12 protein-coding genes and 1 tRNA gene are annotated in these 15,718 nt (G+C 47.9%); 9 read left to right on the top strand and 4 right to left on the bottom strand.

Annotated features, from left to right (window positions below):
- Positions 1-689: 689 nt before the first annotated feature.
- Positions 690-763 (bottom strand) — tRNA-Arg (locus ABNN70_RS13560).
- 96 nt (positions 764-859) lie between these two features.
- The gene (locus tag ABNN70_RS13555) at positions 860-1,519 is read right to left on the bottom strand and encodes a TIGR01906 family membrane protein (RefSeq protein ID WP_353948092.1); all 660 of its coding nucleotides are present in this window, start codon (positions 1,517-1,519) and stop codon (positions 860-862) included.
- A 268-nt stretch (positions 1,520-1,787) separates the two neighbouring features.
- Between ABNN70_RS13555 and ABNN70_RS13550 the strand changes: the two genes are divergently transcribed.
- Positions 1,788-2,951 carry an iron-containing alcohol dehydrogenase gene (locus tag ABNN70_RS13550; RefSeq protein ID WP_353948091.1) on the top strand — a complete coding sequence of 388 codons (1,164 nt, stop codon included), beginning with the start codon at positions 1,788-1,790 and terminating at the stop codon, positions 2,949-2,951.
- Between the two features lie 239 nt (positions 2,952-3,190).
- On the opposite strand, the gene ABNN70_RS13545 is transcribed toward ABNN70_RS13550, so the two are convergent.
- Positions 3,191-3,541 (bottom strand): YolD-like family protein, encoded by a 351-nt coding sequence (locus ABNN70_RS13545; protein ID WP_353948090.1) that lies wholly within the window; start codon positions 3,539-3,541, stop codon positions 3,191-3,193.
- The gene (locus ABNN70_RS13540) at positions 3,538-4,764 is read right to left on the bottom strand and encodes a DNA polymerase IV (protein ID WP_353948089.1); all 1,227 of its coding nucleotides are present in this window, start codon (positions 4,762-4,764) and stop codon (positions 3,538-3,540) included. The genes ABNN70_RS13545 and ABNN70_RS13540 overlap by 4 nt, the downstream gene beginning before the upstream one ends.
- 170 nt (positions 4,765-4,934) lie before the next feature.
- On the opposite strand from ABNN70_RS13540, the gene ABNN70_RS13535 reads away from it, so the two are divergent.
- From ABNN70_RS13535 to hemC, 8 genes are all read left to right on the top strand, one after another.
- Positions 4,935-6,179 (top strand): aminopeptidase, encoded by a 1,245-nt coding sequence (locus tag ABNN70_RS13535; RefSeq protein WP_353948088.1) that lies wholly within the window; start codon positions 4,935-4,937, stop codon positions 6,177-6,179.
- Between the two features lie 85 nt (positions 6,180-6,264).
- Complete coding sequence (locus ABNN70_RS13530; protein ID WP_353948087.1) at positions 6,265-7,302, top strand: tetratricopeptide repeat protein; 1,038 nt, start codon at positions 6,265-6,267, stop codon at positions 7,300-7,302.
- Between the two features lie 178 nt (positions 7,303-7,480).
- Entirely contained in the window at positions 7,481-8,809 is a 1,329-nt protein-coding gene (gene tig / locus ABNN70_RS13525; protein WP_353948086.1) for a trigger factor, read from the top strand.
- Positions 8,810-9,268: 459 nt separating this feature from the next.
- Positions 9,269-10,543 (top strand): ATP-dependent protease ATP-binding subunit ClpX, encoded by a 1,275-nt coding sequence (gene clpX / locus ABNN70_RS13520; RefSeq protein ID WP_129928211.1) that lies wholly within the window; start codon positions 9,269-9,271, stop codon positions 10,541-10,543.
- A 166-nt stretch (positions 10,544-10,709) separates the two neighbouring features.
- Entirely contained in the window at positions 10,710-12,422 is a 1,713-nt protein-coding gene (gene lonB / locus ABNN70_RS13515; RefSeq protein ID WP_353948085.1) for an ATP-dependent protease LonB, read from the top strand.
- 172 nt (positions 12,423-12,594) lie between these two features.
- Positions 12,595-13,188: a ribosome biogenesis GTP-binding protein YihA/YsxC gene (gene yihA, locus ABNN70_RS13510; RefSeq protein WP_129928213.1), complete on the top strand. Its 594-nt coding sequence runs from the start codon at positions 12,595-12,597 to the stop codon at positions 13,186-13,188.
- A 168-nt stretch (positions 13,189-13,356) separates the two neighbouring features.
- Positions 13,357-14,736 carry a glutamyl-tRNA reductase gene (gene hemA / locus ABNN70_RS13505; RefSeq protein WP_353948084.1) on the top strand — a complete coding sequence of 460 codons (1,380 nt, stop codon included), beginning with the start codon at positions 13,357-13,359 and terminating at the stop codon, positions 14,734-14,736.
- Positions 14,737-14,781: 45 nt separating this feature from the next.
- Positions 14,782-15,714, top strand: a complete 933-nt coding sequence (hemC, locus tag ABNN70_RS13500; protein ID WP_129928215.1) for a hydroxymethylbilane synthase — start codon at positions 14,782-14,784, stop codon at positions 15,712-15,714.
- Positions 15,715-15,718 lie beyond the last annotated feature (4 nt).

Raw genomic sequence — 15,718 nt, 5'->3', positions numbered from 1 at the left:
CCTGCCACCTGGGCGGCAGGAACAAACCCAGTGATACCGCTGAATGTCCAGATGGCTAATTTATTATTGCAATCTATCTATTAAATATATTTCTCTTATCGCGTGAAAAAAACAAAAAAGGGAGTGATCGTAATGAAAGTACACAACGTCCTGGCCAGAATGTGCAAGTGGCTGCGCGATAGAGTGAATAAAAATGGCTTGCATGGAAACAGACACGAATCTTCATGGAGGGATGGTGAAGAATGGTTCGCGGTACCGCGAACGTCCTGGCTCTTTTTTGATTTCCAAATAAAAAACGTACGCTATTTCTTGCTATCATATCGATGCGGAACAAAAGTCCCATGGTTTCTCGGGAGACGACCATGGACTTTTTCAAAAAGAAATAGGGTCAAAGACCAACGCTTATAAAATCCGAATCAGAAGAGACTTTCCTGATGGTGAAGACGATGCATTTATCCCGTTGCACGCGTACTTAAGCAGTTAACAGAGACGGTGAATCAAGGGATAGAGTGAGAAAAATGGTAATGGAAAATAAAATACTCTCGGGGAAATGGGCTATATCTATCTGGTCACTTGAAAAGGTGCATGATGTCACTAAAAATAAAATTCTGCCCCAATTCGCTCCCAATCCCTCTTTCAACCAAATAATGGCAAAATAAAAAAGCCTTATGTATCAAGGCTTTCCACGATGCCCAAGCAGGGATTCGAACCCTGGACCCACGGCTTAGAAGGCCGTTGCTCTATCCAGCTGAGCTACTTGGACAAATTATCTTTATGTTAACGACCTTTATTATTTTAGTGTTTCGTTGAACGTCTGTCAATGTATTCTCAAATTTTTTGTCATCCGGCCTGATCCGGTTTATTTTTTGCTCAGCTTTTTTCCTGCGATAAGCAGGATGATCATCCCGATGGCAATAAGGCCAAGGATGAGCAGTGCGGCATGCAGAAAGAAGGTTTCCGGGAGAATGGTGATGACCGGGTCTGAAGCCGCATCGAAAATCCAGTAATCATTTGTAAAAAGTATTTCGTGAAAAAAGACAAAGGCTGCGTTGAAATCCAGTACAAATGCAATCAGTGGGATCGCCGTAAACAGAGCTAAAGCAGTCGCCGTGATTTTCAGAAAGTGAAAATCTTTTTTCTTAATATTGACATACAGACCGATTGCACTGATGATCCCGGTTATAGCGATAAGTAAATAGATGGCGGTAAAGATCCGCTTCACATCCTGAAAGTGGATCGCTCCATGGCTTGAATAGTCCAGGGACGGAAGATGAAACTCCTGAGGAACCGGATTCATTAGAAAATTGATCATGTAATCGTAATTTTCAGTTATCGTATCCCGGTCGAGGCCGGATTGCTCTTCAATATTCAGATAACCGATATCAAAATAATAAAGCGGCTTAAAAAGAAGTGTAATCTGAACAGCTGTACAAATGATAAAAAGGGCGAGGCTGAAAGAGAGCAGCAGCTGATAGATTCGGTAAGCGGAAAAAGGCAAAGTGGACACATCCTTAGCCATGAATGGTGATGCAATTTTGATAGAAAGCTATTCTGTTCTATATGATACCAGAAACAGCACGTGAAGAGAAATAGCCTGGTATGATCGTAAATGTGAACGAACCTTTATGTGTAAAATATTTCCCGGTGGGGGATTTAGCAGAAAGTCATAACGTATATGTACTAATGGATGGGCCGGGTTGCAGAGGACCTCCTGACAGATGACCGGGTCGCATCACAGCGGTATAATAAAAGTATGACTGTTACTATGCAAAACGGGGGAATGTGTTTTGGATCCATTTATTTTTCATAATCCGACAAAGCTGATTTTCGGAAAGGGCCAGCTTGAGAAACTGAAAACAGAAATACCGAAATACGGCAGAAGAGTGCTGCTTGTATATGGCGGCGGCAGTATTAAACGGACCGGACTTTACGATCAGGTCAAGGCGATCCTGGACGGCCTGCACGCTGAAGTATCTGAGCTGTCCGGAGTAGAACCGAATCCGAGACTGACAACGGTTAAACGAGGCATTGATATCTGTGCGACAGAGGACATCCAGTTTCTTCTGGCAGTCGGCGGCGGCAGCGTTATCGACTGCACGAAAGCCATTGCGGTCGGCGCACGCTTTGACGGCGACCCGTGGGAATTTGTCACCCGGAAAAAGCCGGTTTACGATGCGCTTCCTTTTGGAACGGTGCTGACGCTTGCCGCAACCGGATCGGAAATGAATCCTAATTCAGTCATTACGAACTGGGACACGCATGAAAAATATGGATGGAGCTGTGCTTATTCCTATCCGGCATTTTCCATTCTCGACCCGACGTTTACCATTTCTGTACCAAAGAATCAGACCATTTACGGTATGGTCGATATGATGGCCCATGTTTTTGAACACTACTTTCACCAGGCGAAGCATACCCCTCTTCAGGACAGAATGTGTGAGTCTATTCTGCAAACGGTCATGGAAGAAGCACCTGAACTGGTTAATGACCTGCATAATTATGAACTCCGTGAAACGATCCTGTACTGCGGCACGATGGCACTGAACGGCATGGTGTCGATGGGTTTCAATGGCGACTGGGCATCGCATAATATTGAGCACGCTGTATCCGCGGTATATGATATTCCGCATGGCGGCGGACTCGCGATCCTCTTCCCGAACTGGATGAAACATAATGTGGATGTAAACGTCAATCGTTTCAGGCAACTGGCCGTACGTGTTTTTCATGTCGATCCGCAGGGAAAATCAGACCGTGATACAGCCCTCGAAGGGATTGAAGCACTGCGCCGTTTCTGGTCGTCCATAGGTGCACCGAGCCGCCTCGCCGATTATGATATTGATGACAGCAAGATTGATCTGATTGCCGACCGGGCCATGGCCAGAGGTAACTTTGGCCAGTTTAAGCAGCTGGACCGTGAAGATACGCTGGCCATCCTTCGCGCGTCGCTCTGATCTTTTTTCCCGCCTGAACGGGCAGGTCTACCTCAGGGTCATGAGCATGCCGGGGATCACTGCCCGCGCAGCCCGATGAATCCAACGAACAATCAGCAGGGGATGCGCGCAGGCTAAAAACGGGGACGTCCTGTCGCAACGCCCGCACAAGCACATCCTGTGCGCTCGAAAAGCCCCCACTGATTGAAGCTTCATTTTATCAGGCCGTTCTGATCATAAGGACGGTTTTTGACACTGACTTATTCTTTGAGGCAGATCCCTGTGATGTCCCGGAATGCGATTTTCCATGTGACGCCAAAGTGGTCGCTGATCTCAATTTCACGGAAAGGACCGTCCGGAAGCCGGAGTTGTCCGGACATCTTCCTGATAAATCCATCTTTATAGTATGAGACGGTGGCAGGTATCCTCCCGGCAGCTGCCCGGGCGATCTTCTGCCCGATTTCTTCCCTTTCCTGTTCATCAAGAAGCGGGCGCTCTATTTTTTCATTATCCCGGAGATGGTTTCGGAGTGCCTGAACATGTTCCGGAAGCATCATCCGACTGGACTCCCAGCGCAGATTTTGTCCCGGAGTCAGTTTATTTTTTTTCATTTATAATGCCCCCCTATTTTTGATGCACGTGCCCGTAACTGACTGGAAGGCAGCAGTGAAGGCCCGCGGAAAATCGCCGTTCTCCCGTATTTTCGGTATATCGTATCAACGGCTGCACTTAGACGTTCTTTTTCATCCAGCCGTCCGAAAAGATCCAGCTGGCAATTGTCGGCAGGCTGAAGTTCAGACAGGGTGACGGAGGCGGCACGTACCGGCAACCGGTCCCAGTTCTCTGTGAACAGCCGGTTTGCCGCCCGGTAAATATCCATACCGAAACGGGTGGCAAAAGGCAGCCTGGTCTGCCGGTGAAAACCGGTATGGCGGTCAAAACTGCCGGAGATGCCGACGGATACCACGCATCCCATGTAATTTTTCGAACGTGCCCGGTAGGCCACTTCTTCACTGAGTTCAAGCAGAATCACACGAATATCTTTAATGTCCGGATAGTCGTAAGGCAGCGTCATATGATGTCCGACAGCCTTCTGTCCGCTGAAGGTGCCACAAGAGACAGGGGAAGAATCGATGCCATGGGCGGTCATCCACAGCAGTTCACCGTTCACGCCCCATCTTCTGCGCAACAGGCTGAGCGGATAACGGGCCAGATGGCCGATTTTCCTCAGGCCCATGCCGATCAGATGACGCTCCATCCGATGGCCGACGCCAAACAGTTCACCGACCGGAAGCGGCCACAGGCAATGTTCCAGATTATCGTGATTCAGCTCGAAAATACCCGTTTCATTCTTTTTACCAAAATGGTCGCAGGCCATCTTGGCCAGAACCTTATTGGGTCCGATACCGACTCTGGCGTAGATGCCGGCCTGGTTCAGTATCGTCTGCTGGATTTCCCGGGCGGCTGCATGCGGTGATGTATAGAAATGCATGCTTCCGGTCATGTCGATAAATTGTTCGTCAATGGAGTAGGGCTCAACAAGATCGGTAAATTGTTCGAGAATCCGGGTAATCTGTATGGAAACATCAATATAATGCTGCATCCTCGGTCTGCAGATCACAGCCTGCGGACATTTGGCAAGCGCCTGCCCGAGCGGCTCGGCAGTGGAGACACCATACGATTTGGCGAGAGGACAGGCCGCAAGCACGATGCCGCTCCGCTGCTTCGGATCACCGGCGACAATCAGCGGTTTGTTTCTGAACTCCGGGTGATCCGCCTTCTCACAGGAAGCATAAAACGTCTGCATATCTACAAGAAAGATCACACGATCCATTTTCAGTCCCCCGAATAAATAGTAATTATATTATACACGAATATATGTTCTTTATGATAGGAAAATAAAAACATATGTTCCTGACGCATGAGCGATCATCGATTGCTTCGCAGTTTTCTGTTGAAATCAAGTCGGTTATAATAAAAGGAACATACATAGAGGTGGATCATATGGAAAAATTTCAGGAAGAACTCAGGAAATTTGCACGGCTCGCGGTAAAAACCGGTGTCAATCTTCAGAAAGGGCAGGGTCTTGTCATCGCTGCACCGATCGAAGCTGCCCGTTTTGCAAATAAGGTCACGGAGGAGGCCTACAAGGCAGGGGCCAGAGATGTTCACCTTGAGTGGCTTGACGATACGACCCGGCTGCTTCGTTTTCAGCATGCGCCGCTTGAAGCACTCAAAAATCCCGCGCCCTGGAAATTCTATGCGGAAAATGAAGCGGTGAAAGATAATTATGCCTTTTTGAGCATTTATGGACCGAATCCGGATCTTCTGGAAGAAGTGGACGGCGCACGTGTGGCTGCCTATATGCGTTCAGCCGGCAAAAACAGTGCGACGTTCCGGGAGTATATGATGAACAACAGGGTCCAGTGGTCGATTATCGCCTATCCGACTGTTGCATGGACGAAGAAAGTCTTTCCGGATCAGCCGATCGCCAGGGGACAGGAACTGCTGATGAAGGAAATTCTGCGGATCAGCCGTGTGGCAGGTCATGAAGATCCGGTTGCCGCGTGGAAGGAACATGACAGAAAACTTCACACAGTCAAGGATTTTTTAAACGCACGAAAATTCAAAAAGCTGATCTACAGCGCGCCGGGAACCCATCTGACGATCGGTTTGCCTGAAGGACATATCTGGTGCGGCGGCGATGAATCGAGTGAAGCCGGCGTGCCGTTTAACGCGAATATTCCAACTGAGGAAGTGTTTACCCTGCCGGATAAACGGGGGGTAAACGGAACCGTATCCAGTACGATGCCGCTGAACTACGATGGCAAGGTAATTGATCACTTTTCTGTGACGTTTAAAGACGGAGCTGTTGTTGCTTTTAAGGCAGAGAAGGGTGAAGAGGCACTGAGACATTTGATTGAGGTGGATGAGGGATCCTGCCGGCTCGGTGAAGTGGCTCTGGTCCCGCATCATTCTCCGGTATCGGAATCCGGACTGATTTTTTACAATACGCTGTTCGATGAGAATGCGTCCTGCCATCTGGCGCTGGGCAAAGCCTACCCGACCTGTGCAGAAGGCGGGAGCACGATGGATCAGGCGCAGCTTGATCAGGCCGGTATCAATAACAGCATTGTCCATGAGGATTTCATGGTCGGGTCCGAAGCACTTGATATTGACGGGGTACAGACGGATGGCACACAGGTCCCTGTGTTCCGCAAGGGTGAATGGGCTCTGCCCATGAACTAAAGAGTGGGTACGGATGCCACATTGCGAAGTATCAGCGAAACTGATATTCTAAAAACAACCATAAAATGGAACGGGACGGGACAGGATGAAAAGAAACAGAAAAAAAAGACCGGTACGGCATGACGGCAATCTGGTCCTTTTTCCCGATCTTGAAAGCCGGCTTTTGAACAAAGCGATGACCCTGGTTGAAGAAAAAAAATACAGGGAAGCGCGCCCCCTGTTCGGCAAACTTCTGAGGCTGAATGTTCATGATATCAAAGGTCTGTACGGATGGGCGATCTGTTCGGTGGAACTCGGGGAATACAGCCAGGCTGAAGGTGCCGTCCGACAGCTTCTGACCGACGGTGCCCCTTATTATTATGATGTGTTCAGACTCTATCTGACCATTTTAATCGAGAAAAAGGATTATCATATGGCTCTTCATGAAATCCGGAAAGTGAACAAAGAAAAGGACATGTCCGCCGATCTTCAGGAATTTCTCAGGCAGATGGAAAAGCTTTGTGAGATTCGTTTGAATGAGAAACAAAACAGGGGTGGAGCGCCCGGACGGACCGCGAAAAGTCCTGATGATGCTTCACTGGATTTATCCGGATTTAAGCAGGCAGATCAAAAGACCCGGCTGCTGCTTGCCAGAAATCTGGCGAATCAGCTGAACCGTAAGAGCCTGCCGAAAGTTGAGCAGTTTCTGCTTGACAAGAATCAGAATTCCGAAATCAAAACGGTTTTAATGTGTGCCGTTAAGGAGAGTGGTCTGGTTGACGGGGTTAATGTGTGGAAGTTCGGGAAAGTGTATCATGCAACGTTCAACGAAAATTTTCTGAACAAAACCTTTGCCGGACGGGTTGAAAAACATATTCGGGACGTGCTGGATTCCGAAAATCCGACACTGGCTGATCTGGCGGCGGACGTGTGCCGTTTCTTCACCATGCAGATCTATCCCAGACCTTTTGAACCCCCGTCAATCAATGTATGGGCCGCTGTATTTACTGTTCAGGCTGCAGAGGCAGGAAACATGCAAAAGGATATTGCCGGTATGCTCAGACTGTTTGATGTTCAGGAAAGTGACTTTCAAAAAGCCTGTTCCATGATCAGCGACGTTGAGCGTTTCGGAATAAATGAATAAGGACGGGTGCGATTTCGTTCATTTCGGTTTTTCAGAGAAGGGACTTATGTTATAATAGCGTAGTTGCATTGTTTTACTGTTACTGTGGGTATTTATTGCGCGGCGGATGCCCGCCTGAAAAGGGGAAGATACAGCTCTGCTGCAAAGAATGAAGATAGATGTTGGAGGTAAGAATGAAATGACTGTAGAAGCAAAATGGGAAAAAACAAAGGGCAATGTGGGTACGCTGACATTTGGAGTCGATGCCGACAGTTTTGATCAGGCACTTGACAAAGCCTTTAAAAAAGTAGTGAAAAAAGTCACTGTCCCGGGTTTCCGTAAAGGACGCGTCCCGCGCGGTCTGTTCGAACGCCGTTTCGGGGTTGAAGCGCTGTATGAAGATGCCATTGATTTTGTTCTGCCGTCTGCTTATTCCGAAGCTATTGACCAGACGGGAATTGAACCGGTGGACAAGCCGCAGGTTGATGTGAAAGAAATCGGCAAGGGCAAAAAGCTCGTCCTGAAGGCTGATGTTACGGTAAAACCTGAAGTAAAACTCGGCGACTACAAAGGCCTTGAAGTAGAAGACAAGAATACTGAAGTCACTGATGCAGATGTGGACCACGAAATCAGTCATCTCCAGGAACGCTATGCGGAACTGGTTGTTAAGGATGACGGTAAAATTGAAAAAGGGGATACCGCGGTCATCGATTTTGACGGATACGTTGACGGTAAACCTTTTGAAGGCGGCAAAGCGGAAAATTATTCTCTTGAAATTGGTTCCGGTTCCTTCATCCCCGGCTTTGAAGATCAACTGATCGGTCTCGGGGTCGATGATGAAAAAGATGTCAACGTGACATTCCCGAAAGATTATCATGCAGAGGAGCTGAAAGGGAAAAAAGCGACCTTTAAGGTAAAGGTTCACGAAATCAAGCAGAAACAGCTTCCGAAGCTGGATGACGAATTTGCCAAGGACGTGGACGATGATGTGGATACCTTCGATGCTCTGAAGGAGAAAATTAAAAATCATCTGAAAGAACACAGAGAACAGGACGCAGTAAACAGCAAACGTGACAGCGTTGTTGAGCAGGCCTCTGAAAACGCTGAGATCGACATTCCTGAAGTTATGATTACCAATGAACAGGATAACATGCTGAAGGAATTTGAACAGCGTCTGAAAGCACAGGGTCTGTCACTCGATATGTACACAAAATTGTCAGGTACAAATAAAGATGCGCTTCGTGACCAGATGAAAGCAGACGCCGAAAAGAGAGTACGCGCCAATCTGACACTTGAAGCGATCGCCAAAGCTGAAAATATTGAGCCGGCTGAAGAAGAAGTAGAAGAAGAACTGAAAAAACTGTCTGAATCCTACAAAATCAGTGTTGATCAGCTGAAAAAAGCACTCGGAAGCAATAATTTTATTAAGGAAGAACTCCGGCTGCGCAAAGCGGTTGATCTGCTCGTAGAATCCAGCAAACCCAAGCCCGCTGATAAAGCTGAAAAGAAAGCCGAAGAAGAAAAATAAATATGCACAGCGAACCTGTGCCGGATACATTGAGATAAATGGACAGACGCGTCTGTATGCGCCTGTCCATCTTCTTAAATGACCATCCCTTCAGAACCAGGTTCTGTGGGTCAGTTATCTTTCTGTTCCATGCTTTCAGATCACAGACCTGTGGGTAAAGGGGTACATATTGTTTGAAACAGGGCATATGGCTTATCGGGATAGTTTTTTTATGTTACAATGCCTACATACAGAAAACAGGCTGACATTGAGGCCGCGTTTTCCGGCTGTACAAAGCAAGGTAAAACAGGCAGCAGGTAATCCATACCTGCAAAATGTTTTATCGCTGACAGGGAAAGAATAATGAACAATGAATCAGCGTACGCTTATGCTGATGGAAGTGTGCCGGCGATAGAAAGAAAGAATGCTTCGCTCTTGTCTGGAGTTTGAAATGGCACAGAAATGATGAGGGGTGAAAACATGTTTAAATTTAATGAAGAAAAAGGACAGCTGAAATGCTCATTCTGCGGCAAAACACAGGATCAGGTCCGTAAGCTTGTCGCCGGACCGGGCGTTTATATTTGTGATGAATGCATTGAACTATGTACAGAAATTGTTGAAGAAGAACTGGGGACGGACGATGAAGTTGAATTCAAGGATATTCCGAAGCCGCAGGAAATCTGCTCGATTCTTGGGGACTATGTCATCGGTCAGAAAGAAGCCAAGAAGAACCTGTCTGTAGCCGTTTATAATCACTACAAAAGAATTAATTCAAAACAGAAACCGGATGATGTTGAGCTTTCTAAAAGTAATATCATGATGATCGGTCCTACCGGAAGCGGGAAAACCCTTCTTGCCCAGACACTGGCCCGCATTCTTAATGTACCGTTTGCGATTGCTGATGCCACATCGCTTACTGAAGCAGGGTATGTCGGTGAGGATGTTGAGAATATTCTGCTGAAGCTGATACAGGCGGCGGATTATGATGTTGAGAAGGCCGAAAAGGGCATTATTTATATCGATGAAATCGATAAGATCGCTCGCAAATCGGAAAACCCGTCCATTACAAGAGATGTTTCCGGCGAAGGGGTACAGCAGGCCCTTCTGAAGATTCTCGAGGGCACAGTGGCCAGTGTACCGCCGCAGGGCGGGCGTAAACATCCGCATCAGGAGTTCATCCAGATTGATACCACGAATATCCTGTTTATCTGTGGTGGTGCTTTTGACGGGATTGAACAGATCATCAAACGCCGTCTTGGCAAAAAGGTGATCGGCTTCGGAGCTTCCTCGAAGGCTCAGGATCTGGAACGTGATGACGCTCTGAAACATGTTCTTCCTGAAGATCTGCTTAAATTCGGTTTGATTCCTGAATTTATCGGCCGTCTGCCCGTCATTACCACATTGAGACAGTTGGACGAGGGTGCGCTCGTCGACATTCTGACGAAACCGAAGAACGCGCTTGCCAAACAATACAAAAAGCTGTTTGATCTGGACAATGTCGAACTCGAATTTTCTGAAGATGCACTGCGTGCTATTGCCAAACAGGCGATTGAACGGAAAACGGGTGCCCGCGGGCTGCGTTCAATTATTGAAGGTATGATGCTTGATGTGATGTATGAACTGCCTTCACGGGACGACATCGAAAAATGCGTCATCACCAAGGAAACGGTGGAAGGAAAGGAACGTCCGACACTGCTCCTGAATGATGGAACCACTGTCATTAAAAATCTGGAGTCACCGAAAGAGAGTGCCTGATAAGGGCAGGTATATTTTCACAGAAGGGCCGGGGAAAAGGATTTACAGATCCGATATCCCGGTCCTTTTTTGTTTAGCTCCTCTCACGTCTGGCAATACTGGCCGGTAGAACATTCAAATGAACCGACTGTGAACAATTGTCATAAATGGGAGGCAGATGCAGAGCATGAACTGGATGGTTTTACTTATTTTTACTCAGATTTTTTTTGGAGCTATTATCGGACTTTATTTTTGGAATCTGCTGCGCAACCAGCGCGTACAGCGGATTTCGGTAGACAGGGAATCGAAAAAGGAAATGGAACATCTGAACAGGATGCGCAGCCGATCCTTGTCGGAACCTCTGTCGGAACGGATTCGGCCGAAGACGCTTGAAGACGTCATTGGTCAGCAGGAGGGAATAAAGGCGCTGCGTGCCGCACTTTGCGGAGCCAATCCACAGCATGTCATTATTTATGGACCTCCGGGTATTGGAAAGACTGCTGCTGCACGGCTTGTCCTTGAAGAAGCAAAAAAGAACATAAAATCCCCCTTTACCCCTTCTTCGCCATTTGTTGAACTGGACGGAGCAACGGCGCGGTTTGATGAACGGGGTATCGCTGATCCGCTGATCGGTTCGGTACACGACCCTATTTATCAGGGGGCAGGCGCCATGGGACAGGCGGGTATTCCTCAGCCTAAAGAAGGAGCCGTGACCCGGGCACATGGAGGCCTCCTCTTTATTGATGAAATTGGGGAACTTCACCCCATTCAGCTCAATAAGCTGCTGAAAGTGCTCGAAGATCGAAAAGTTTTTCTTGAAAGTGCCTACTACAGCGAAGAAAATCGTCAGATTCCCGTTTACATTCACGATATCTTTCAGAAAGGACTTCCCGCCGACTTCAGACTGGTCGGGGCGACCACAAGGCGCCCTGAAGAAATCCCGCCGGCCATCCGTTCACGCTGCCTGGAAATTTTCTTCAGCGAACTGAGCCGGTCGGATATTCAGCGGATTGCCGAACGCGCCGGGAAGAAACTGCATCTTGATGTACCTCAGGCGTGCCTCGAAAAAATTGCGGATTATGCAAAGAACGGCCGTGAAGCCGTCAATATGATTCAAATTGCGGCGGGCATGGCTATGTTTCAGGGAAACGCGGCGATGAAGATCGGCCTGGATGAAATTGAGTGGGTGATCCGTTCCAGCCGGCTTGTTCCCAAACCGAATCGAAAAGTCCCTGTAAAGCCGGAAATCGGACTGGTCAGCGGACTCGCCGTTTACGGATCAGGTCAGGGAGCCCTTCTGGAAGTTGAGGCGTCTGCTGTGAAAAGTCGCCATGGCGGTAGCCTGACCGTGACCGGGATCGCTGAGGAAGAAACCATGGGCTCCTCAGGCCGGTCGGTTACACGAAAAAGTATGGCCAGGGGATCGATTGAAAATGTCCTGACCGTGTTAAACAGAATGGGTTTTGCAACCTATAAGTATCACCTGCATGTGAATTTTCCCGGCGGATCTCTGGTGGATGGTCCATCCGCGGGTATAGCCATGGCTGTTGCTGTCTGTTCGGCAATCATGGGACGCGCTGTGTGTCCGGATCTGGCCATGACCGGTGAACTTGGTCTTCATGGACAGGTCAAACCGGTTGGAGGGATTATGGCGAAAGTTGGAGCAGCCTGTGAAGCGGGGGCAGTCCGCGTGATGATTCCCCGTGAGAATATGCAGGAAGCGTTAAAAAAGGTCCAGGGTGTTGAAGTGATCCCCGTCGATTCATTTCGCGAGGTTCTGGATCTGGCATTACTTACTGCTGAGGAGCGACGGTTTGTGCAGGAAGCACCCTACTCGGATCAGATGAATGAGGAAATGTCGGCCAGAGGGACGGAACAGCAGATCAGAAAACCCGGTTAATAGAGAAGAATGATGCCGGACTTCATGCAGAGGTCCGGCTTTTCAAATTGATTTATAACGCACACTCGTTACTTCAGTCATGAGTAAGTGAGAATATGTTATTATTGTATAAAGTATGAAACATACGTTAGAATGGTTTGTACAAAAAGAGTATCCCATAGAGGAGTTAACCATGAAAATTACTCAGGCGGAATATATCATCAGTGCAGTAGGTCCGGCACAGTACCCCGCAGACGGACTCCCGGAAATAGCGCTTGCCGGCCGTTCAAATGTCGGTAAATCTTCATTTATTAATAAGATGCTCGGACGCAGGAACCTGGTCAGGATTTCTGAAAAGCCGGGCAAGACTCAGAAACTGAACTATTTTAAAATAAATGGTTGTTTTTATTTTGTAGATGTACCGGGTTATGGTTATGCCAAAGTCTCTAAAAAAGAGCGGGAAGCCTGGGGGAAAATGCTGGATAAATATTTTTCAGAACGGGGCACATTACGTGCTGTTGTTCATCTCGTCGATATGCGCCACCCGCCCACACATCAGGATATTCAGATGCACGAATACCTGAAATTTTACGGTCACCCGGTCATTACCGTGGCTACGAAAGCGGACAAACTGTCCCGGGGAAGCTATCAAAAACAGAAAAAGATGATTACGCATACACTTTCACTTAAGAAAGATGAACCCCTTCTCCTTTTTTCTTCGATGACAGGTATGGGTACAGACGAAGCCTGGCAGGCAATTGACCGTCTGATCGTAAATGACATGTGAATACTTTGTGAACACCGGGTGATAATTATCACTACATAACGCACCTAACTTTTGATTTTAATAAACTGATTTGTTATTTTGAAATAAGAGGCATAAATAAAGGAAATCTCTTTATCATACGATCATACATGGTCTTGTGAAGTGTTTATTTATATGTGGGGGAGTTTCATGCACATTCTGGCAGTGGGAGTCAACTATCACAGTGCTCCGGTCCATATAAGGGAACATTTGGCGTTTAATAAATCAGGTATTGAGAAAGCGCTAACAATTTTGCGGAATACGAAAAGTATTTTTGAAGATGTCATTATTTCTACATGTAATCGCACAGAAATCTATGTTGTCAGTGATCAACTGCACACGGGACGCTATTATACAAAAAGATTCTTTGCTGAATGGTTCCATCTTTCCATAGCAGATCTTGAACCCTTCCTTTTTATAAAGCATGGCAGGGAAGCAATGGATCATCTTTTTCGTGTGACTTGCGGACTTGATTCCATGATTCTGGGGGAGACACAGATTCTCGGACAGGTCAGAAACAGTTTTTTGACTGCACAGTCGGCGGGGACAACAGGGACGTTTTTTAATGAACTGTTCAAGGAAGCACTGACCGTAGCCAGAAAAGCTCAGCATGTCACACAGATTAATGATCATCCGGTTTCCGTGAGTTATGCGGCTGTAGAAATGCTGCGCCACCGGTTTGGCACTCTTGAAGATAAAACGGTACTGATGATTGGTGCCGGTAAAATGAGCAGACTGGCTCTGAAGCATCTTGCCGGTAATGGTGCCGGAGATCTTTTGATTGCGAACAGAACCACAGAGAAAGCGGTTCACCTTGCAGCGCAGTGTGGCGGAAGGCCGGTGCGCTTTGACAGTCGAAATCATTTAATCAGAGAGTCGGATATTGTGATTACGGCGACTTCGGCACATGAGTATCTGCTTACGGGAAAAGAAATTCATTCCGCAATGTCCGGGCGTGAGAGGCGTCCTCTTATTCTTGTAGATATTGGTGTTCCGCGCAATATTGATCCTGAGGCGGGAAAAATCGAAGGCGTGTTTCTTTCTGATATCGACGATCTTAAAGATGTCATCGAAAATAACAGAGAGGCACGTCTGCAGGCTGCTAAGCGCATCGTTCCGATGATTGAGCAGCAGATGGTAAAGTATGAGGAATGGCTGCAGACCCTCGGGGTTGTTCCGGTGATCACCGCGCTCAGGAAAAAGGCACTGGAGATTCATGCGGAAACGATGACGAGTCTTGATCACAAACTTCCGGAGATGACCGAACACGAAAGAAAGGTAATCAGCAAACATACCAAAAGCATGATTAATCAGTTGCTGAGGGATCCGATCAGTAAAATCAAGGAACTTGCCGTTCAAAACAGCGGCAGGGAAGCCATCCGTCTCTTTGCCGATATCTTTCATATTTCGGATAGCGTCACATCGGGGACGTCTCACGATGATACCTCAAAAGGCGGAAAGACCGCTGAACAGGATGAAATGGATGGAAAAACAGGGAAAAAAACGGAACAGGCGGTTCAAATCCATTAATTTTTCAGCTATGATTTTACTCAGGGAGAGAGATGACCAGGCAGAATGAGGACCCTTGTCATAGGTTCAAGAAGAAGCAAACTGGCTCTTGTACAAAGCCGGAAAGTGATGGAAATACTGAAGGCGGCTTCAGGCGGCCTTAACGTTCAGATCAGGCATATTGTGACCCGCGGTGACCGGATTCAGCATGTCGCCCTGTCGAAAGCAGGTGGAAAGGGTCTTTTTGTCAAAGAAATTGAACGGGCACTGCTTGACGGGTCAATTGATCTGGCGGTTCACAGCATGAAGGATATGCCTGCAGACCTCCCTGAAGGGCTGGAAATTGGCGGAATTCCGGCTCGTGAGGACCCGGGTGATGTTCTGATTTCGCGAAACGGGGGTGATCTTGACACACTCGCGCCCGGCGCAATCATTGGGACAAGCAGCCTGCGCCGGGCAGCTCAGATTTTGTATAAAAGGCCGGATCTTAAGATTAAAACGTTGCGGGGCAACGTCGATACCCGTCTCTCAAAGCTGAAGTCCGGGGCGTTTGATGCCATCGTCCTTGCCAGAGCCGGTTTGAATCGATTAGAGAGAAAAGAACAGGCAATCTCGATTCCGTTTGCCGTCATGCTCCCGGCTGTTGGCCAGGGGGCACTGGCGATTGAGTGCCGGTCCGGAGATGCAGAACTGAAAGCCTTGCTGAAGAAAATCAGTGATGAGAAGACGTGGCGTACGGTTCTGGCTGAACGGGCGTTCCTGAAAAAACTGGAGGGTGGCTGCCAGGTGCCGATCGCGGCCCATTGTGTATTGCGGGATGACGGCTGCTTTTCTCTCGACGGGCTCGTTGCTTCACCGGACGGGCAGACCCTGCTGCGAACAGAAAGGGATGGCCGGAATCCTGAGAAACTGGGTTACCTGGTCGCAGAATCCCTGCTTAACCGGGGTGCGGATAAAATACTGGCTGCCTTCCGTCCGTCTGAACCGGGAAGGGAATGAGTCA

Source organism: Sporolactobacillus sp. Y61, from assembly GCF_040529185.1.
In the GTDB taxonomy this organism is placed as follows: domain Bacteria; phylum Bacillota; class Bacilli; order Bacillales; family Sporolactobacillaceae; genus Sporolactobacillus.
The sequence above is the reverse complement of the archived record's forward strand: the minus strand, read 5'-3'. Positions and strand labels throughout refer to the sequence as shown.